Here is an 18130-nt window from a genome sequence, read left to right as displayed (position 1 = left end):
GCTGGGGACCATGCCTTCGACCGGCGCCACCTTGTTCGGGCTCACGGCCCAGGATGTCGGCACGCTGCTGGCGGCCATCGCCACCTTCGCCGTGCTGGCCGCATTATATGTCGCCTCGACCGTGCGCGACCCCATGGGGCGCCGCGTCAAGGCACTGAACGAGCGGCGCGAGCAGCTCAAGGCCGGCATCACCGCCTCTGCCAGCAAGCGCCGCGCCAAGATCGTCCATCAGAACGACACGACCGACCGGATGCGCGCCTTCCTGTCGTCGATGAAGGTGCTGCAGGACGATCAGCTCAAGGCCGCGCAGAAGAAGCTCGCCCAGGCCGGCATCCGCTCGAAGGACTGGGCCATCGCGATCATCTTCGGCCGCCTGGTGCTGCCGATCGTCGTGGGCGGCACCGCGGCGCTGCTCATCTACGGCATCGACATGTGGCCCGACTGGGGCGGCATGAAGAAGTTCGGCGTCTTCGCCGGCGCGTTGCTGCTGAGCTACAAGGCACCCGACCTCTATATCGACAACAAGATCACCAAGCGCGCGGCGGAAATCCGCAAGGGCATTCCCGACGCGCTCGATCTGCTCGTCATCTGCGCCGAGGCCGGCCTCACCGTCGACGCTGCCTTCGCGCGCGTCGCGAGAGAGCTGGGCGCCGCCTATCCCGAGCTCGGCGAGGAATTCCAGCTCACCGCCATCGAGCTCAGCTTTCTCACCGAGCGCCGCATGGCCTTCGAGAATCTCGCCGAGCGGGTGAAGCTCGAAGCGCTGAAGGGCGTGGTCACCACCATGATCCAGACCGAGAAATACGGCACGCCGCTCGCCTCGGCCTTGCGCGTGCTCTCGGCCGAATTCCGCCACGCCCGCATGATGCGCGCCGAAGAGAAGGCCGCGCGCCTGCCGGCGATCATGACCGTGCCGCTGATCCTCTTCATCCTGCCGACGCTGTTCGTGGTCATTCTCGGCCCGGCCGCCTGTTCGATCAGCAAGGCGTTCTGACGGCCGGCTGGCGCGAGGCCCCTTGCGGCCACGCGCCAGCTGAGTCACTACGCGGCCAGCCTCAAGAGGACAGGAGCTGCGATCCCGTGCCGCCAACCCAACCCATCACGCCCGTCATCCTTTCCGGCGGTTCAGGCACGCGGCTCTGGCCCGTCAGCCGCAGCGAATGCCCCAAGCAGTTCATCGCGCTCACCGACGAGCGCACGATGTTCCAGCTCACGCTCGACCGGATCGAGGGTATCGCCGGACGCACCGCCCCCGTGATCGTCGGCAATGCCGCGCATGCCGAGCTCATCCGCAGCCAGGGCGAGGACGGCATGACGCTGATCCTGGAGCCCATGGCGCGCAACACCGCACCGGCCATCGCGCTCGCCGCCATCGCGCTCGAAGCACAGGACAGTGCGATGCTGGTCATGCCGAGCGACCATGTCGTCGCTGACGTCGCCGCCTTCCATGCCGCGATCGAGCGCGCCCGCCCGCTCGTCGCGGAAGGGTGGCTCGTGACCTTCGGCATCGAGCCGGACGCGCCCGAGACCGGCTTCGGCTATATCGCGCTCGGCGAGACGCTGGCCGACGGCATCAGCAAGGTGGAGCGCTTCGTCGAGAAGCCGGATGTCGAGCGTGCCACGGCCATGCTGGCCCAAGGCAATCATGTCTGGAATGCAGGCATCTTCCTGTTCAGTGCGCGTGCCTATCTCGACGCGCTCGCCGCGCATCAGCCCGCGATGCTCGCCGCCGCGCGCGAGGCAATGGCGAAAGGGAGCGAGGGCGGCGGGATCATCCTGCCTTCCGCCGAGGCATTCGCCGCCTGCCCGTCCGACTCCATCGACTATGCTGTGATGGAACGCGCCGAGAAAGTCGCCTGCGCACCGGTCAGCATGGGCTGGTCCGATGTCGGCAGCTGGGACGCGCTGCATGGCCTCGCCAGCAAGGACGACGCCGGCAACGCGCTGCAGGGGCCGGCCTATGCGATCGAGGCGAGCGGCTGCCTCGTGCGCAGCGACGGCCCGGCTGTCACCGTGGTCGGCGCCAGCGATCTCATCGTCATCGCGACGGCGGACGAAGTGCTGATCCTGCCGCGCGGCCGCTCGCAGGATGTGCGCAAGGCCGTGGCCGCGCTGACCGGGCGCAAGCCGTGACGACACGGGACGAGGGACCGCGCTCGGGCCGCCCGCACTGGTTGGCCGCGATCGCTATCCTCGTCCTCGTCATGCTCGTCGTGCCGGTCATCGCGCGCTTCTATTGAGTCCGTGCGACTCGTTCTGGCAAATTCCCTTCGAAGCGGAAGGGCGAATTCGGACAATTGATTACACGACTTCCTAACGTCATTCGGGCTAGAGGCGCGCAATCGTTCCAAGGGAGGATCGTTCATGACCGATAAGCCGACCATCATCGTGACCGGCGGTGCCGGCTATATCGGGAGCCACGCCGTTCTGGCGCTGGTCGATGCCGGCTATCCGGTCGTGGTGATCGACAATCTCACCACCGGTTTTCGCTGGGCCATCCACGAGAAGGCCATCTTCATCGAAGGCGATATCGGCGACACGGCGCTGGTCGAGCGGGTCGTTGCCGAGCATGATGTCAAGGGCATCATGCATTTCGCCGGCTCGATCATCGTGCCGGAATCTGTCGAGAACCCCCTCAAATATTATCGTAACAACACGGCCAATAGTCGCGCCCTCATCGAGGCGGCGGTGAACGCCGGTGTGCCGCATTTCATCTTCTCCTCGACCGCGGCAACCTACGGCGTCCCCGAGGAAAGCCCGGTGCGCGAGGACAGCCCCAAGCGGCCGATCAATCCCTATGGCATGTCCAAGCTCATGACCGAGATGATGCTGGCCGACGTCGCCTTCGCGCACCCCCTGAATTATTGCGCGCTGCGTTACTTCAACGTCGCGGGCGCCGATCCACAGGGTCGCTCGGGCCAGTCGACCGCAGGCGCCACGCATCTCATCAAGGTCGCCGTCGAGGCCGCACTCGGCAAGCGCAGCCATGTCGCGGTGTTCGGTACCGATTACGACACGCCGGACGGTACGGGCGTGCGCGACTATATCCATGTGAGCGACCTGGCCGCCGCGCATGTGCTCGCGCTCGAGGCGCTGATCGAGCAGCCGGAGCGCAACCTGACGATGAACTGCGGCTATGGCCGGGGCTTCTCGGTCCTCGAAGTGCTCGACGCCGTCGATCGCGTCACCAACCTGACGGTCGAGCGCCGCATGGAGCCGCGGCGCGCCGGCGATCCGCCCGCGCTCATCTCGGACAATCGGGCAATCCTAGCGACCCTTCCCTGGAAGCCGCAGCATGCCGATCTGGGCACGATCGTGGAGCATGCCCTCGCCTGGGAACGCAAGCTGAGCGCGCGGGCCGGCGACTGAAGCGCGGCCCGCCCGGCCCAATCAGGCGAAGCTGACGCTCGTCTTGCTCCGCCTCATCGCCGCCCCGGCCAGCGCGAAGCCGCCGATCATCAAGGCCCAGCTCGCCGGCTCGGGTATGGCGCCGAGCGGCGTCAGGCTGATATTATCCAGCCCGGTATTGAGCCGACCACCCAGCGTGGAGACGAACGTCATTCGCGTCACCGGCAACCCAAAGACACCGATGGAAAACAGATTGTTGGTGTCGTCGCCGTCGGCCGCCCATGTGAAGGTGAACTTGAGCGTCGCACCATCGTATAGCTTCAATTCCGCCGGCCCGAGATCGTTAAGATAGACCTCCGTAGAGAAGCCCTTCGCCACGAACGGAAAGATGAGTTCGAAGCCTTCGTCGCCATTGGCGGTCAGGATCGAACTCGTCGTCGGATTGAGGCCCGGCCCGAAATTGGTGTAGCCCGGGCTTGCCACCCAGACGTTGTTGCCCGGCGCGATCGGCGTGAAGACACCGACAGCAGTCACAAGCGATGCGAGCGCAGTATCCTTGGGACCGGCGGACTCGAAATCTTCGACGACCACGGCAGCAGCCGGCGCTGCATATGCAAACGAAGCAATCGTCAAGGCATGGAACAAGCGCATTGCCAACCTCCCACAGTTTCAGCGCCATTAACCAATAGCACCGAATGAAAATTTTGCAATTTGGATGACGCCCGCGGGTTTCCCGATCTGGAACGAGAGTTCAGGCGGGTTCTTCCTCGCGTGCCCGGTTTTCCCAGCGCTCGCCCCATTTGGCGGCGACCTTGCGCGGCTTCTCGTCGAAGAGCTTCTCGCCGAGCCGGCGCGCCTTGTCCTCCAGCCGGGCGGCGCGCTTGCGGGCCTGCGCGGTCAGTTGGTCGATCGTCTCGGCATGGCTGCCGCGTGGCTGCCGCGCGTGAAGCATCTCGGCCAGCAGATCAAGATCGTGCCGTTCGCCGAGCAATTCGCCGAGCTTTTCCATCGCCTTGCTCCGCTCCTCGGCCGCGCCGGCTGCGATCCCGCGCAGCACGCGCACGTGATACCAATGATATTTGACCTGCTTGCGCCAGGCATGGCTGGCCTCGACCTGACCCGAGCGAACCGCTCGCTTCATCGCATGATGCGCTGCCCTCAGCGTCTTCTCGAACCCGTCGCCGAGCGCGCTCCAGCCGTCCGCTCGCAAGGTCCAGGTCGCCGCGCGGACACGGGCCGCGACCAGCTCCTCTTCGCACTGCCGCAGGATCTGCCGCAACGGCCGGCCCTTTTCGGACGGCGGGCCGAGGCGCTTGCGCAGCAGATGCAGCAGGCGGGGGTCGAGCGCATCTTCCTCATCGCCGATCAAACCGTCGAGCGTATCGACCAGCACCTTGCTGTCGCGCGCCGCGGCCAGCGCACCGCCGATCTCGCGAAACGCCGCATTCTCCTTCTCGAAGGCCGGGAATGCCGGCCGCACGAGCCGGATCAACCCGCGCACCGCCTTGCAGCGCCGCCGCACCTCATGGACGACCCGCTCGACCGGCAGCTCTTGCGACCGGATCGCTGCCAAAGCCTCGTCGATCTGTTCACCGGCGATGCGCCGGAGCCCAGCCTCGACAGTCCCGTCTGCCTCCCTGAACCGAAAGAGCATGTGAACTCCGATACCAGTTCCCTGCCGGTAACCAGCTTATGCCAAGCTTTGCGGCCGGTCCAGCGGGGTTCAGACACCGCGCCAGGCGAGACCGCAGGGCAAATCGTCGGCCGAAAAATCGATCTGCAGCACACGTCGGCGCGAAGGTTCCACCGCGATCGGCGAAGCATGGAGAATCGGCGTCGCATAGAGCCAGACATCGCCAGCCCGCGCCGTACAAGCAAACGTGCCGCATCGCTGAACGGCGTCGGCGATCTCACTCTCCCGCAGCCTGCCAAGCTTGTGCGAACCCGGCGCGATCAGCAAAGGCGCGTTCTGCTCCGACACATTGTCGAGATGTACCCGCATCGTCAGCATCCGTTCCAGCAGGGAAAACGGTGGCTCAACGTGCTGCATCCCCTGCTTCAACGACCATGTTTCATAACCCGCCACTGGCACGCGCCGCTCGACGCATATGGTGCGGTCCTGATGCCAGCCGAGTGCCCAGTTGGTCCGCTCGCTCTTGTCGAACAGGATCGCGCGGACCGGACGGGAACGGACGCCCAGATGCTGCGACACCAGGCAGCCCAAGGCGCCGTCTGCCGCAAGGAAAGGAACCAGCCCGCCTATGCCGCGCAGCCTCAATCCGGGCTGGTCTGTTGGCAGTTCTGCCAGAGCATCAATCAATCCCGGCAACGAGACCGTGATCGCGGCCTCGTAGAGTTCAGCACCGTCCTTCACCAGACGCGGAGCAAACCCGATCCGCATCCTCGCGCTCAGTGCGCCGCTCCCCAGCTCGGGCCGGTGCCGATCTCGACGCCGAGCGGCACGCTCAGACTCACCATCGGCTCGGCCGCGCCGGCCATGACGCGCTCGATGATCGGGCTGGCAGCCGCGACATCGCCTTCCGGCACTTCGAACACCAGCTCGTCATGCACCTGGAGCAGCATCCTGACCCGATCCAGCCCCGCCTCGCGCAGCGCCGGCCCCATACGGACCATGGCGCGCTTGATGATGTCGGCGCTCGTGCCCTGTATCGGCGCGTTGATCGCGGCGCGCTCGGCGCCCTGGCGGACATGCTGGATCGGCGACTTGATCTGGTTGAACCAGGTCTTCCGGCCGAACAAGGTCTGCGTATAGCCCTTCTGCCGCACGCCCTCGAGCGTCTCGTTGATATAGGCCGAAATGCCCGGGAAGCGGTCGAAATAGCGGCTGATCATCGCTTGCGCCTCGTCCGGATCGATCTCCAGACGCTGGGCGAGCCCCCAGCGGGAAATTCCGTAGAGGATGGCGAAGTTGATGGTCTTCGCCCGCCCGCGCGTGTCGCGGTTCACTTCGCCGAACAACTCCTGCGCCGTCGCCGCGTGAATGTCCTCGCCACGCAGGAAGGCCTCGCGCAGCGGCGGCACGTCGGCCATGTGCGCCGCCAGCCGCAGCTCGATCTGGCTATAGTCCGCCGCCAGGATCACATTGCCCGGCTCCGCGATGAAGGCATCGCGGATCTGCTTGCCGGTCTCGGTGCGGATCGGGATGTTCTGCAGATTGGGGTCGTTGGACGAGAGGCGCCCTGTCTGCGCGCCGGTCAGCGAATAGCTGGTGTGGACGCGGCCGGTGTCCGGATTGATCTGGGTCTGCAGCGAGTCTGTATAAGTGGACTTGAGCTTGGCGAGTTGCCGCCAGTCCAGCACCAGCCCGGCGATGGTCGCCCCCTCCGCCTTCATCTTCTCGAGCACGGTCACGTCGGTCGAATAAGCACCGGACTTGCCCTTCTTGCCCCCCTTATAGCCCAGTTTCTCGAACAGGATGGCACCGAGCTGCTGCGTGGATCCGATCTGGAAGGGCTGGCCCGCCTCGGCATGAATCTCCTCCTCCAGCCGCGCCATCTCCTGCGCGAAGCGGGCGGAAAGGCGCTGGAGATGCTCGCGATCGACCTTGATGCCGGCACGCTCCATGCCCGCGATCACCGGGATCAGCGGCCGATCGACCAGCTCATAGACTCGCGTCGCGGCTTCCTGATGCAGGCGCGGCTTGAAGCGGGTCCACAGGCGCCAGGTGACGTCCGCATCCTCGCCGCCATAGCGGGTAGCCTGATCGAGCGGCACCTGTGCAAAGCTGATCGCCTTCTTGCCCGTGCCGGTCACGTCCTTGAAGGCGATGCACGTATGTTCGAGGACCGCATGCGCGACCTCGTCCATGCCATGGCCCGCGAGCGACTGGCCGGCATCGAGATCGAAGCTCATCACCATCGTGTCGTCGATCGGCGAGACGTCGAGACCGTGACGCAGCAAGACGTTGAGGTCATATTTGATGTTGTGGCCGATCTTCAGCACGCCCGGATCGACCAGCAGCGGCTTCAATTGCGCGACCACCTCGCCGAGCGAAAGCTGCGGCGGCACTTCGCCGAACATGTCGTCGCTGCTCTTGTGGCCGATCGGGATATAGCAGGCCCTGCCCGGCGCGGTGGCGAGGCAGATCCCGACGAGGTTCGCCGCGATACTGTCCAGCGAGTCCGTCTCGGTATCGATCGCGATGATGCCGCTCGCGCGGGCTTCCTCGACCCACGCCGCAAGCTGGCTCGGTGTCGTCACCGTCTCGTAGCTGTCGCAATCGATCGGCGGCAGATCGATGAAGTCCGGCGTGCCCGGATCGGCATGGACGACTGCCGCGGCGACGGGATCGGCCTGCTGCTTGCCCGGTGCGCTCGCCGCCATGCGCGAGAGCAGGGCCTTGAAGCCCTGATCCTCGAGGAAATTGCGCAACGGCTCGGGCGGGATGCCGTCCAGCTTCAGCTCGTCCAGCGTGTGCGGCAGCGTCATCTCGCAATGGAGCGCGACGAGCTGGCGGGAGAGCCGCGCCATCGCCTCATGCTCGATCAGATTGTCGCGCATTTTCGATGGCTTCATCGTCGGCGCGGCGGCGAGCACGGCGTCGAGAGTGTCATATTCGACGATCAGCTTGGCCGCCGTCTTGGCGCCGATGCCCGGCACGCCCGGCACATTGTCGACCGCGTCGCCCATCAGCGCGAGCACGTCGCCCAGCTGGTCCGGCCTCACGCCGAACTTCTCCAGGACATAGGGCGCGGCACGGCGCTCGTTCTTCATCGTGTCGAGCATGTCGACGCGCGGCCCATCCTCGCTCGAGAGCGCGATGAGCTGCATCAGATCCTTGTCGGAGGAGACGATGGTCACGTCCCAGCCGGCCTCGACCGCCTTGCAGGTATAGCTCGCGATGATGTCGTCCGCCTCATACCCGTCTTCCTCGATGCACGGCAGCGAGAAGGCGCGCGTCGCATCGCGGATCAGCGGGAATTGCGGGATCAGGTCTTCGGGCGGCGGCGGGCGATGCGCCTTGTACTGGTCGTACATGTCGTTGCGGAAGGTGTGCGATCCCTTGTCGAGGATCACGGCGAGATGCGTTGGCCCCTCTTCCTTGTCGAGCGCATCGGCGAGCTTCCAGAGCATGGCGGTATAGCCATAGACCGCCCCGGCCGGCGTCCCGTGCCGGTTGGTGAGCGGCGGGAGCTGGTGATAGGCACGGAAGATGTAGCCCGAGCCGTCGACGAGATAGAGGTGATTCCGGGAGGTCATGCGCGAGGGGATAGCGCGGGCAGCGGAGGGAGGGAAGCGGGTCGGCGCCTATAGAGGCCGCGCAAACACCTGTTGGCGCCTGGTTCTTCCCGATGCGCTTGTCGTCCGTAGCGAGCGAAAATTCCGTCCCGCGCCGATCAGCCTCGAGCGTTCAAGCCGATGCCGCATCGTCCGGCAGCTTCACCGGAATGCGCAGATACCGCACGCCATTGGCCTCCGCCTCCGGAAAGTGACCGGCGCGGATGTTCACCTGGATCGAGGGCAGCAGCAGCCTGGGCACCGCAAGCCCGGCATCGCGCGCCTCGCGCATGGCGACGAATTCGGCCTCCGTCACCCCGTCATGAACATGGATGCTGTGCCGCCGTTCCTCGCCGACGCTCGTTTCCCAGCGATAGTCGTCGCGCCCCGGCGCCTTGTAGTCGTGGCACAGGAACAGCCGCGTCTCGTCCGGCAGGCTCAGCACGCGGCGGATCGAGCGATAGAGCGTGCGCGCGTCGCCGCCCGGAAAGTCCGCACGGGCCGTGCCATAGTCCGGCATGAAGAGCGTATCGCCGACGAACACGGCGTCGCCGACGCGATAGGCCATGTCCGCCGGCGTGTGGCCGGGTACGTGCATTGCCTCGACTTCGAGGGTCCCGATCGCGAACCGCTCGCCATCCGTGAACAGCCGGTCGAAGTCCGATCCGTCGGTTCGCAGATCCTCCATCGCGAAGACGGGACGGAAGATGCGCTGCACGTCGCGAATATGGGCGCCGATGCCGATCCACGCGCCGGTATGCGCCTTGATGAAAGGCGCGGCGGAAAGATGATCGGCATGCGCGTGAGTCTCCAGCACCATCTCGATCCGCCAGTTCCGTTGCCGCGCGGCGGCGAGAATGCGGGCGGCCGAGCGCGTGTCCGCCTCGCCGCTGGCCAGATCGAAGTCGAGCACCGGATCAATCACCGCAGCGACACCGCTCGCCGGGTCACCGACCAGATAGCTGATCGTGTTGGTCGGCTCGTCGAAGAAGGCCACGATCTCCGGCTGGGTCGTCGCGGCTTCCGAAGCATTTTGATTGAGGTCCATGGGTATCTCCCGATTCATGTCTTGACTGTATATTAGAATAAACTAAATTAGCAATAGCTAAAGGAGCAATGCCCAATGCCGACCGTCCAGATGGACATGGCAACGTTCGAGAGAAAAGCCGGCGAGGTGTCCGAGCGACTGAAGGCAATGGCCAATGGCCGGCGCCTGATGGTGCTCTGCAAGCTCGCCGAGCATGGCGAGATGACGGTGGGCGACCTCGCGACGCAGGTCGGCCTGTCGCTCTCGGCCTTGTCCCAGCATCTCGCGAAGATGCGGGACGAGGGCCTGGTTGCCTTCCGGCGCGAGAGCCAGACGCTCTGGTACCGCATCGGCGACGCGAAGACGGAAACGCTGCTCGCAACGCTCTATGACCTCTATTGCAAGGACTGACGAGATGACGATCAAATCCATGACCCCGGCGCAAGCGCAGGCGGCGATCAAGGCCGGCGCATCGCTGATCGATATTCGCGACCCCGACGAGCATGCCCGCGAAAAGATTGCCGGCGCCGTCAATCTGCCGCTCGCGCATCTGCAAGCGGGTGCGGCGCCCGACGGCCCGGTCATTTTCCATTGCCGCTCCGGCATGCGGACCCGCGCCAATGCCGATACGCTCGCGCAGGCCGTCGCCAGCGGCGAATGCTACCTGCTCGAGGGCGGGATAGACGCCTGGCGCAAGTCCGGCCTGCCAACCAGGGTCGACCGGCGCCAGCCCTTGGAAATCATGCGCCAGGTGCAGCTCGGCGCGGGCGGGCTGGTCCTGCTCGGCGTGCTGCTCGGCTTCCTGGTGAGTCCCGCCTTCTTCGGCCTGTCTGCCTTCGTCGGCGCGGGCCTGATGATGGCCGGGGCGACCGGCTGGTGCGGCACGGCGACGCTGCTGCGCCGCATGCCGTGGAACCGCGCTGCGGCCTGACCCGCCATGGCCACCGCCACCATCCTTGCCGCGCTGTTGTCCGGCGGCTTGATCGGCATCGTCCTCGGGCTGGTCGGTGGCGGTGGGTCGATCCTTGCCGTGCCGCTGCTGGCCTATGTCGTGCATATGGGCTCGGCACATGCAGCGATCGGCACCGCCGCCGTCGCCGTCGCCGCCAATGCGGCGGTCGGGCTGGCCGGTCATGCGCGCGCCGGAACGGTGAAGTGGCCCTGCGCCCTCGTGTTCGCGCTGGCGGGCATGGCCGGTGCGGTCGCCGGCGCCGAACTCGGCAAGGCGATCGACGGCGGGCGGTTGCTCCTGCTGTTCGGCCTGCTGATGATCGGCGTCGGTGTCTCGATGCTGCTGCGAAAGGCTTCGGAGGGGCAGCCCGACGTCCGCCTCACGGCGCAAACGGCAGGCCATCTGCTCCCGCGCCTTGTGCCGGCAGGTCTGGCCGTGGGCCTCGCCGCCGGCTTCTTCGGGATCGGCGGCGGCTTCCTGATCGTGCCGGCACTGATCGCCGCGACCGGCATGCCGCTGCGTTTCGCGGTCGGCACCTCGCTGGTCGTCGTAACCGCGCTCGGCCTCACCACCGCCACCTCCTACGCCCTCTCCGGCTATGTCGACTGGCCCATCGTCGCCCTGCTCATCGCGGGCGGTGCGGTCGGTTCGCTGCTCGGCATCCGCCTCGGCCATCGTCTGGCCGCCCATAAGGGCCTGCTCGACCGCCTGTTCGCCACCCTCGTCGTCCTCGTCGGCCTCTATGTCATCCTGCGCGGCCTTTGAGCCTGCTCAGGCGCCATCGACAGCCTTGCGACCCAGCGCCGGATCGTCCGTGAACAGGCCATCGATGCCGAGCGCAAGATAGCGGCGCATTTCCGCGATAGAGCCTGCCTCGCTGCGCACATCATCGCCGCCGGGCGCGCGCAGATCGGCCGGGAGGAAGCGGTTCTCCGGTCGGAAGGTGTAAAGACGCACCAGCAGGCCGGCCGCATGCGCGTCCGTCACGAACGTCGTCGGCTTGACGAAATGGCCCTGTTCGTCGAGCGGTATGATCGAGCGTGACCAGGGCGCGGCCACATCGGCATAGGTGGCGACCGTGGCGAGTCCCTTTGGCGTCGCCATCTCGCCATAGCTGACAGCACCGCCTCCGGCCGCGACATCGGCGGGCACTGCGGCAAACTCGTCGAACAGCTGCATCAGCTTCACATTCGCCGGCTTGCCGATCCTCTGCCGCAGATAGCGCAGGTTCGCCGTCTCGAACGACTGGATCTCGATCGGCGCGCGCTTCGCATAAACATGCGCGCCGAGCATCGCGAGGAACCGATCCTCCAGCGGCAGGCCGATCTCCGCAAAATAGGTCGAATGCTTGAGCTCCGGCACGATGCCGATGACGCGGCCGCGCGCCGCCGCCTGCGCCGCGACGAAATCGATCACCTCGTCGAAGGTCTGAATCTGGAACTGGCCGTCATAACCCCGGCTTTCCGGCCGCAACGGACCCAGCCGCTCGATGGCGCGCAGGGTCTTGAGCTCGGCCAGCGTGAAATCCTCGGTGAACCAGCCGGTGATCGCCTGCCCATCGACCGTCTTCGTCGTCTTGCGCCCCGCGAACTCCGGATGCCCTGCAACGTCAGTCGTGCCCCCAATCTCGTTTTCGTGCCGCGCGACGAGCACCCCGTCCTTCGTCGCCACCAGATCGGGCTCGATAGAGTCCGCGCCGTCTTCGATGGCCTTGGCATAGGCACCGAGCGTATGCTCGGGCCGCAGCGCCGAGCAGCCGCGATGCGCGAAGACGAGCGGTTTGTCGCCTTTCAATGTCGCGGCCATGCCTGCTCTCCCCGCCATCGCCGCGACTAGTGCCGCGCCGCCATAACCCATCGTCTGCCTGCGGCTCAGCATGAAGTCACTCCTCGTTCTCTGGAACGGGCATCCTTCGGCGATGTTTGTGACAAGAGCATGCAAGCGCCACGGCCCCGTTGCCTCTCGCCGCCCGCCGCGATAGGAGGCGCGATCATTTTTCCGTCTATTCAAGTCGAAGGAGCCGGCCCGTGGCAGGCCATAGCAAATTCAAGAACATCATGCATCGCAAGGGCGCGCAGGACAAGAAGCGCGCCGCTGCCTTCTCGAAGCTGTCGCGCGAAATCACCGTGGCCGCCAAGATGGGCACGCCCGATCCGGACATGAATCCGCGCCTGCGCCTCGCGATCAACGCGGCCAAGGCGCAGTCGGTGCCCAAGGACAATATCCAGCGCGCGATCGACAAGGCGAGCCGGAACGACGGCGAGAACTACGAAGAAGTGCGCTACGAGGGCTATGGCCCCGGCGGCGTGGCGATCATCGTCGAGGCGCTGACCGACAACCGCAACCGCACGGCGACCAATGTGCGCACCGCCTTCTCCAAGAATGGCGGCAATCTCGGAGCCTCCGGCGCGGTGAGCCACGGCTTCGATCGCATGGGCCTCATCACCTATCCGGCAAGCGCGGGCGATGCCGACGCGATCTTCGAGGCGGCGCTGGAAGCAGGCGCAGAGGACGTCTCGTCCAGCGAAGACGAGCACGAGATCTGGACCGCGATGGACGCGCTCCACGAAGTCGCCAAGGCGCTCGAGGACAAGCTCGGCGCCGCCGACAGCGCCAAGCTCGCCTGGAAGCCGCAGACCACGGTTGAGCTCGACGAGAGCAACGCCGCGACGTTGCTCAAGATGGTCGATGCGCTCGACGATGACGACGACGTCCAGACCGTGTGGGGCAATTATGAAGTGCCCGACGAAGTGATGGAGAAGCTGGGCTGATGATCCCGCTGATCGCCAAGGCGCTGCTCTCGGGCGCGCTGATCGTGGCGATCGCGGAGATCGGCAAGCGCCAGCCCGCCATGGCGGCGCTGGTCGCCTCGCTCCCGCTCGTCTCGGTGCTCGGCATGATCCTGCTCTGGTGGGGCCGACCGGATGCCGAGAATATGGCGCGCCATGCCGAAGCGACCTTCTGGTATGTGCTTCCTTCGCTTCCGATGTTCCTGTTGATCCCGCTGCTGCTGCGGCAGGGAGTCAGCTTCTGGCTGGCGCTGATTGCCAGCTGCGCGCTGGCGGTTGCGCTTTATCTGGCGATGACGGCGATCGGGCCGCGCTTCGGCCTGCGCCTCTAGTGATCATCCTCGGTCTCGATCCCGGCCTCGGCACCACCGGCTGGGGCCTCATCCGCGCCGAGGGCAACCGGTTGTCGCATCTCGCCAATGGCCAGATCCGCACGGACAGCAATGCTGCATTGCCGACGCGGCTCGTTGCGCTCGATGCTGCGCTCGCCACACTGATTGCTGCGCACAATCCGGATGAGGCAGCGGTCGAGGAAGTGTTCGTCAACGCCAATCCGCAGTCGACCCTGAAGCTGGGGCAGGCGCGCGGCGTCGTCCTGCTCGGCGCGGCGCGCTCGGGCATGCCGGTCGGCGAATATGCCGCGCGACTGGTCAAGAAATCGGTCGTCGGCGTCGGCAATGCCAGCAAGGAGCAGGTCCACGCCATGGTCTCGCGGCTGCTGCCTGGTGCAGCAATTTCCGGCGCGGACGCCGCCGACGCCCTCGCCGTCGCGATCACGCACGCGCATATGGGGCATAGCGCGCGGCAGATAGGGACACGCCAGCGGCTCTAGGCGCGGGGACGGATCAGCCAGTGGCCATCTTGTTTTGCTGCAGCTGCTGATAGACGCCGAGCCGATCTGTCACCTGCCAATGACCGGTCAGACGCTCCGCCGCATCGAGCAGATAGACCGTCGCGCCGGACATGCGGACGACTTTACCCGTCGCGGGAAAGCCTGGCAGGTCGCCCTTGTGCGTGCCTGACCAGAGCCACGTCATTGCAATGCCCGGCCCGTCCGCAAAGAGGGCCTGAATGTCGAACCGCTGGTCCGGAAAGGCCGCGCGCGACATTGCGACGCGCTGCTTGAATCCGGCCAGGTCGAGCGTCATCCCATCCCAGGGGTCACCGGGATCGTGATGGATCGTGTAGCTCTCCGCCAGATAGGCATCGGCCGCATCGGTATCCCCTTCGTCCCAGACCTCGCGGATGAAGCTTGCGAGGCGGCGCTTTCGCTGCTGATCGATCGTCATGACACTCCCTTTCCGTCGGGAGTTCTATCCGGGCTGAATTGGGTCGTCAATATTATCCGGGTAATATCTCGTTGTTCCGTCTAGCCCCGCCCCCAGAACAGAAACGCCACCGCACCCATCAGGCACAGAAAGGCGCCAAGATGCCGCCAATGCAGCGGCTCGCCCAGGAACGTCACCATGAACACGCCGAACACCAGCAGCGCGATCACTTCCTGCGCGATCTTGAGCTGGCCCGCGCTCCAGCCACTGGCATAGCCGAGCCGGTTGGCGGGCACGGCAAAGCAATATTCGAAGAAGGCGATACCCCAGCTGATCAGGATGACCACGATCAGCGGCTTCGTCATGCCGCCTTTCAGATGCCAGTACCAGGCAATGGTCATGAGGACATTCGACGCGAGCAGCAGGGCGATGGTGGGCATCGCGCAGACATGCCCGGCCGCGCAGCGAAGCGCCATCACGAAAAAACGCCCCCTGCTCCGGGGGGATGGAGCAGGGGGCATAGTCTGTCGTCGCTGGAGGGAGCGACGAGCGTTCAGTGATCCGCGGTTGCTTCGCGGATGGCAGCAATACCCGGCAGATGCCGTGCGACCGGAAGGGCATTGCAGATGGCGACCGACGCCGTGTCGAAACCGGACAGCACCGCGCCTGAGCGGGCCGATGTCGGCTCGACGTGCAGCATTGGGCAGCCTCTCGTCAGTTCGCGCGCAGCCGCATGGAGGCCACGCACATCGTCATGCGAAGCCTATACCTATCATTGTAGATATTTTTATTCAACCCTTTTGGGGCGAACCGTTCGGCTCGGACGGAACGTTGAGATATACCGGGTCGGGACGCTCGCTGGCCGCGCCCGCCTCGCAACCGTGCGCCGATGCGTGCCCGCTTCACCCGGACCTCAGACTCGCGCCACCCGCCCGAACATCCGGTGCAGCAATTCGGCGCAGACTTCGAGATCCTTGTCGTCGAGATCCGAGAGCATGACGCGCCGCTCCTCGTCGAGGATGGGCTGGATCTTCTTGACGACCGCGAGCCCCTCCGGCGTCAGCGAGACGAGCTTGGAGCGGCCGTCGCGCGGATTGTCGATGCGCTTGATGAGGCCGTCGGTGGCGAGTCCCTCGATGACGCGCACCAGCGTCGGCCATTGCACGAACAGGCGCTGGCCGAGATCGGTCAGCGTCACTGGCTGCGGGCCGAAGGCGATGGTGAAGAGCGCCTGCCAGCGCGCGCGGCTCTGCCCTGTTTCGGCGCGCAGGCGATTGTCGATATGCGTCGTCCAGGAGCGGCCGGCCATGACCAACAGACGCGAGAGGCGATATTCGCGGTCCAGGCGCTTTCCGGCCGGATAGAAGTCATTATAATGATCGGCCCAGTCCTCGAAATCCCCGATACGTCCCTCCTGCCGATCGGTAGTCTTCTTCGCGCCGTTGTCGGCTGCCATGACTCCTCCGTAACCCTGCCCCTCGAATCCTACCCTTGTAGTCTGTTGTGGTAAGAATGGAACGGGGCTTGGTTGAGGATATCAATTGTCCGGCATCGCTTGCGCCATGATGGCGATCAGCCGCCCATGCGGATCGCTCACGGCCCCTGCGTCGGGATCGGCGAAGAAGGCCATCCATTCCTCCATGCCGTTCGGATGGCGATGGATCATGTGCGGGACGGCAACGCTGACCGCGCCGCGCGCGACGAGTGCCTCATGCGCGCCATGAATGTCCTCTACGCGGAAATAGAGCACGGATTCGGTCTTCACGTCGCCCTGATCGAGATAGAGTCGCGTGCCGCCGCAATCGAAGAAAGCGAGCGTGCCCGCGGTGAAGAGATGGGTGAGGCCCAGCACGTCACGATACCAGGCAACCGCCGCCTCGATGTCGCTCACCGAACGCGAAATCTGTCCGATCATGCCCAGCGCCAGCGTCTGCGTCGATGCCTGCGTCATACCCTTGGTCCTTCTCCGCTTGAGCGCGCTGTGCCCGGCGACGCCCTGCCAGCGGCGCAGGTCCCGCAGCCCGGAAAGGCCGAGCTTGTCGACAGCATTGGCGATGTGGAAGCGCACCGCATCCACCGAGATGCCGCGCCGCTGCGCCACTACGCGGACCGGCATGCCATGGCGCAGCAACTCCACCGTCTTCCACTCGGCGGGCGTCAGCACATCGTCATGGCGCGGCCGCCCGCGCGATCGTCCTGTCATGCAGCGGCTCTAGCATGGCCAGAAGCGATTTTCCCTCCCACGCTCCACATAAGCCCCTCCCATTCAGGGGCAGTGGCAGGGGCTTATGTTGCTTCAAGCCGAGGCGAAGGGTACCTTGCAGTAGAGGAGGGAGTCTCATGCACAAGATCCAACTCGATCCCGATCTGGTGGCGCGGCTCACGCAGGCGCGCGGCGGACGGCTTCATGTCCTCGAGACCCTCGATCCCGCCCGCACCGCGCACATCATCGTCGACATGCAGAACGGCTTCGTCGAGCAGGGCGCGCCGGTCGAGGTACCGATCGCGCGCGAGATCGTGCCCAATGTGAACCGGATCAGCCAGGCCATCCGCACGGCCGGCGGCGCCAATTACTTCGTTCAGTTCACCACGCCGATCGGCGATCTGGACAGCTGGTCCACCTTCTATGGCCGCTTCACGCAGGACATTGCGAAGGGCCATCAGGACGCCTTCACGCCCGGGGCGCATCATTGGCAGCTCTGGCCCGCGCTCGATATCGACAGCGCTGCCGACCGCACGATCGAGAAGAAGCGCTTCGGCGCCTTCATCCCCGGCACCTGCGATCTCGACACCGAGCTGCGCGCCCGCGGCATCGACACGCTGATCATCAGCGGTACGCTCACCAATTGCTGCTGCGAATCGACGGCGCGCGACGCGATGCAGCTCAACTACAAGGTGATCTTCGCCACCGACGCCAATGCCGCGCTCAGCGATGCCGAGCATAATGCGACGCTCAACAACATGATGTTCCTCTTCGCCGACGTCATGTCGACCGACGAGATCGAAGCGCTGCTCCAGCCGGCGATGGCGGAGGCAAACTAGGCCGGCCGGGGCCCGAACACCCGCCGGGCAATCAGCGCGATCGGCCAGCCGACTAGCGCGATGTGCGGGAAGAGCGCTCGCGCCACGCGCGCCGGCTCGGTGATCGGATGCACCGTGGGGAAGCGCAGCGGCAGCACGATCCAGTACATGACTCCATACAGCGCCAGCCCATAGAGCGCGCCCGCGAGCCAGGGCGACATGGTGGAAAGCGGCGGCCGCTGCGCCAGCACGCCATAGACGGCGACCATCACTGCCATGATCGCGAAATGGACGCAGAAGCCAGCGGCTTGTCCCGCGATGCCCGAGTCCGCCACCCCGTTGCCAAACGGACCGGATGCGACCGAGAGCAGCATGCTGCCCACCGTCCCGCCGAACCAGACCGACAGCACACCCGCATAGATGATGTCCAGCGTGCCGGCGAGCAGCCAGGCTTTCCAGAAATAGCGCCCCATCATGCCCGTCCCCC

The 18130-nt window shown here is 65.7% G+C and carries 22 protein-coding genes; 10 read left to right on the top strand and 12 right to left on the bottom strand.

Features of this window, described 5'->3' with window-relative positions:
• The first annotated feature begins 10 nt into the window (after positions 1-10).
• From KM135_RS14960 to galE, 3 genes are all read left to right on the top strand, one after another.
• The gene (locus KM135_RS14960; protein WP_221714829.1) at positions 11-994 is read left to right on the top strand and encodes a type II secretion system F family protein; all 984 of its coding nucleotides are present in this window, start codon (positions 11-13) and stop codon (positions 992-994) included.
• A gap of 86 nt (positions 995-1080) precedes the next feature.
• Positions 1081-2133, top strand: a complete 1053-nt coding sequence (locus KM135_RS14955; protein WP_221714828.1) for a mannose-1-phosphate guanylyltransferase/mannose-6-phosphate isomerase — start codon at positions 1081-1083, stop codon at positions 2131-2133.
• 231 nt (positions 2134-2364) lie between these two features.
• Positions 2365-3369: a UDP-glucose 4-epimerase GalE gene (gene galE / locus KM135_RS14950; protein ID WP_221714827.1), complete on the top strand. Its 1005-nt coding sequence runs from the start codon at positions 2365-2367 to the stop codon at positions 3367-3369.
• A 21-nt stretch (positions 3370-3390) separates the two neighbouring features.
• Here galE and KM135_RS20170 read toward each other — a convergent pair whose 3' ends face one another.
• The 5 genes from KM135_RS20170 to KM135_RS14925 form a co-directional block, all read right to left on the bottom strand.
• On the bottom strand, positions 3391-3939 hold the full coding sequence (locus KM135_RS20170) for a PEPxxWA-CTERM sorting domain-containing protein (RefSeq protein ID WP_343228206.1): 549 nt from the start codon (positions 3937-3939) through the stop codon (positions 3391-3393).
• 160 nt (positions 3940-4099) lie between these two features.
• A complete protein-coding gene (locus tag KM135_RS14940) occupies positions 4100-5002 on the bottom strand; it encodes a CHAD domain-containing protein (RefSeq protein WP_221714825.1) in 903 nt (300 codons plus the stop codon).
• Between the two features lie 69 nt (positions 5003-5071).
• The gene (locus tag KM135_RS14935) at positions 5072-5749 is read right to left on the bottom strand and encodes a phytanoyl-CoA dioxygenase family protein (RefSeq protein WP_221714824.1); all 678 of its coding nucleotides are present in this window, start codon (positions 5747-5749) and stop codon (positions 5072-5074) included.
• Between the two features lie 8 nt (positions 5750-5757).
• Positions 5758-8568: a DNA polymerase I gene (gene polA / locus KM135_RS14930; RefSeq protein ID WP_221714823.1), complete on the bottom strand. Its 2811-nt coding sequence runs from the start codon at positions 8566-8568 to the stop codon at positions 5758-5760.
• 151 nt (positions 8569-8719) lie between these two features.
• On the bottom strand, positions 8720-9634 hold the full coding sequence (locus tag KM135_RS14925) for an MBL fold metallo-hydrolase (protein ID WP_221714822.1): 915 nt from the start codon (positions 9632-9634) through the stop codon (positions 8720-8722).
• A 75-nt stretch (positions 9635-9709) separates the two neighbouring features.
• Here KM135_RS14925 and KM135_RS14920 point away from each other — a divergent pair, with 75 nt between their 5' ends.
• The 3 genes from KM135_RS14920 to KM135_RS14910 are packed head-to-tail and all read left to right on the top strand — an operon-like array spanning position 9710 to position 11330.
• Complete coding sequence (locus KM135_RS14920; protein WP_246606159.1) at positions 9710-10024, top strand: ArsR/SmtB family transcription factor; 315 nt, start codon at positions 9710-9712, stop codon at positions 10022-10024.
• A 4-nt stretch (positions 10025-10028) separates the two neighbouring features.
• Positions 10029-10544 carry a rhodanese-like domain-containing protein gene (locus tag KM135_RS14915; protein WP_221714821.1) on the top strand — a complete coding sequence of 172 codons (516 nt, stop codon included), beginning with the start codon at positions 10029-10031 and terminating at the stop codon, positions 10542-10544.
• Positions 10545-10550: 6 nt separating this feature from the next.
• Positions 10551-11330 carry a sulfite exporter TauE/SafE family protein gene (locus tag KM135_RS14910; protein WP_221714820.1) on the top strand — a complete coding sequence of 260 codons (780 nt, stop codon included), beginning with the start codon at positions 10551-10553 and terminating at the stop codon, positions 11328-11330.
• A gap of 6 nt (positions 11331-11336) precedes the next feature.
• Here the strand turns inward: KM135_RS14910 and KM135_RS14905 are convergent, their stop codons facing one another.
• A complete protein-coding gene (locus KM135_RS14905; protein ID WP_246606157.1) occupies positions 11337-12443 on the bottom strand; it encodes a glycerophosphodiester phosphodiesterase in 1107 nt (368 codons plus the stop codon).
• A 149-nt stretch (positions 12444-12592) separates the two neighbouring features.
• Between KM135_RS14905 and KM135_RS14900 the strand changes: the two genes are divergently transcribed.
• The 3 genes from KM135_RS14900 to ruvC are packed head-to-tail and all read left to right on the top strand — an operon-like array spanning position 12593 to position 14186.
• The gene (locus KM135_RS14900) at positions 12593-13336 is read left to right on the top strand and encodes a YebC/PmpR family DNA-binding transcriptional regulator (RefSeq protein ID WP_221714819.1); all 744 of its coding nucleotides are present in this window, start codon (positions 12593-12595) and stop codon (positions 13334-13336) included.
• The gene (locus tag KM135_RS14895; protein WP_221714818.1) at positions 13336-13686 is read left to right on the top strand and encodes a DUF3147 family protein; all 351 of its coding nucleotides are present in this window, start codon (positions 13336-13338) and stop codon (positions 13684-13686) included. The genes KM135_RS14900 and KM135_RS14895 overlap by 1 nt, the downstream gene beginning before the upstream one ends.
• Positions 13686-14186 carry a crossover junction endodeoxyribonuclease RuvC gene (gene ruvC, locus KM135_RS14890; RefSeq protein WP_221714817.1) on the top strand — a complete coding sequence of 167 codons (501 nt, stop codon included), beginning with the start codon at positions 13686-13688 and terminating at the stop codon, positions 14184-14186. Before KM135_RS14895 ends, ruvC begins: the two co-directional genes overlap by 1 nt.
• Before the next feature lie 13 nt (positions 14187-14199).
• Here ruvC and KM135_RS14885 read toward each other — a convergent pair whose 3' ends face one another.
• From KM135_RS14885 to KM135_RS14865, 5 genes are all read right to left on the bottom strand, one after another.
• Positions 14200-14643 carry an ester cyclase gene (locus KM135_RS14885; protein WP_221714816.1) on the bottom strand — a complete coding sequence of 148 codons (444 nt, stop codon included), beginning with the start codon at positions 14641-14643 and terminating at the stop codon, positions 14200-14202.
• A gap of 80 nt (positions 14644-14723) precedes the next feature.
• Complete coding sequence (locus tag KM135_RS14880) at positions 14724-15062, bottom strand: DMT family protein (protein ID WP_221714815.1); 339 nt, start codon at positions 15060-15062, stop codon at positions 14724-14726.
• 113 nt (positions 15063-15175) lie between these two features.
• Complete coding sequence (locus KM135_RS14875; RefSeq protein ID WP_221714814.1) at positions 15176-15322, bottom strand: hypothetical protein; 147 nt, start codon at positions 15320-15322, stop codon at positions 15176-15178.
• Positions 15323-15535: 213 nt separating this feature from the next.
• Complete coding sequence (locus KM135_RS14870; RefSeq protein WP_221714813.1) at positions 15536-16078, bottom strand: MarR family winged helix-turn-helix transcriptional regulator; 543 nt, start codon at positions 16076-16078, stop codon at positions 15536-15538.
• An 81-nt stretch (positions 16079-16159) separates the two neighbouring features.
• A complete protein-coding gene (locus KM135_RS14865; protein ID WP_221714812.1) occupies positions 16160-16825 on the bottom strand; it encodes a VOC family protein in 666 nt (221 codons plus the stop codon).
• A gap of 137 nt (positions 16826-16962) precedes the next feature.
• Between KM135_RS14865 and KM135_RS14860 the strand changes: the two genes are divergently transcribed.
• Complete coding sequence (locus KM135_RS14860; protein ID WP_221714811.1) at positions 16963-17664, top strand: cysteine hydrolase family protein; 702 nt, start codon at positions 16963-16965, stop codon at positions 17662-17664.
• Here the strand turns inward: KM135_RS14860 and KM135_RS14855 are convergent.
• Positions 17661-18119 carry a hypothetical protein gene (locus tag KM135_RS14855; RefSeq protein ID WP_221714810.1) on the bottom strand — a complete coding sequence of 153 codons (459 nt, stop codon included), beginning with the start codon at positions 18117-18119 and terminating at the stop codon, positions 17661-17663. The genes KM135_RS14860 and KM135_RS14855 overlap by 4 nt on opposite strands.
• Between the last annotated feature and the right edge of the window lie 11 nt (positions 18120-18130).

The sequence above is a fragment of the Sphingobium xanthum genome, from assembly GCF_019737615.1.
Lineage (GTDB): Bacteria > Pseudomonadota > Alphaproteobacteria > Sphingomonadales > Sphingomonadaceae > Sphingobium > Sphingobium xanthum.
This window is presented reverse-complemented; position numbering and strand designations above follow the sequence as displayed.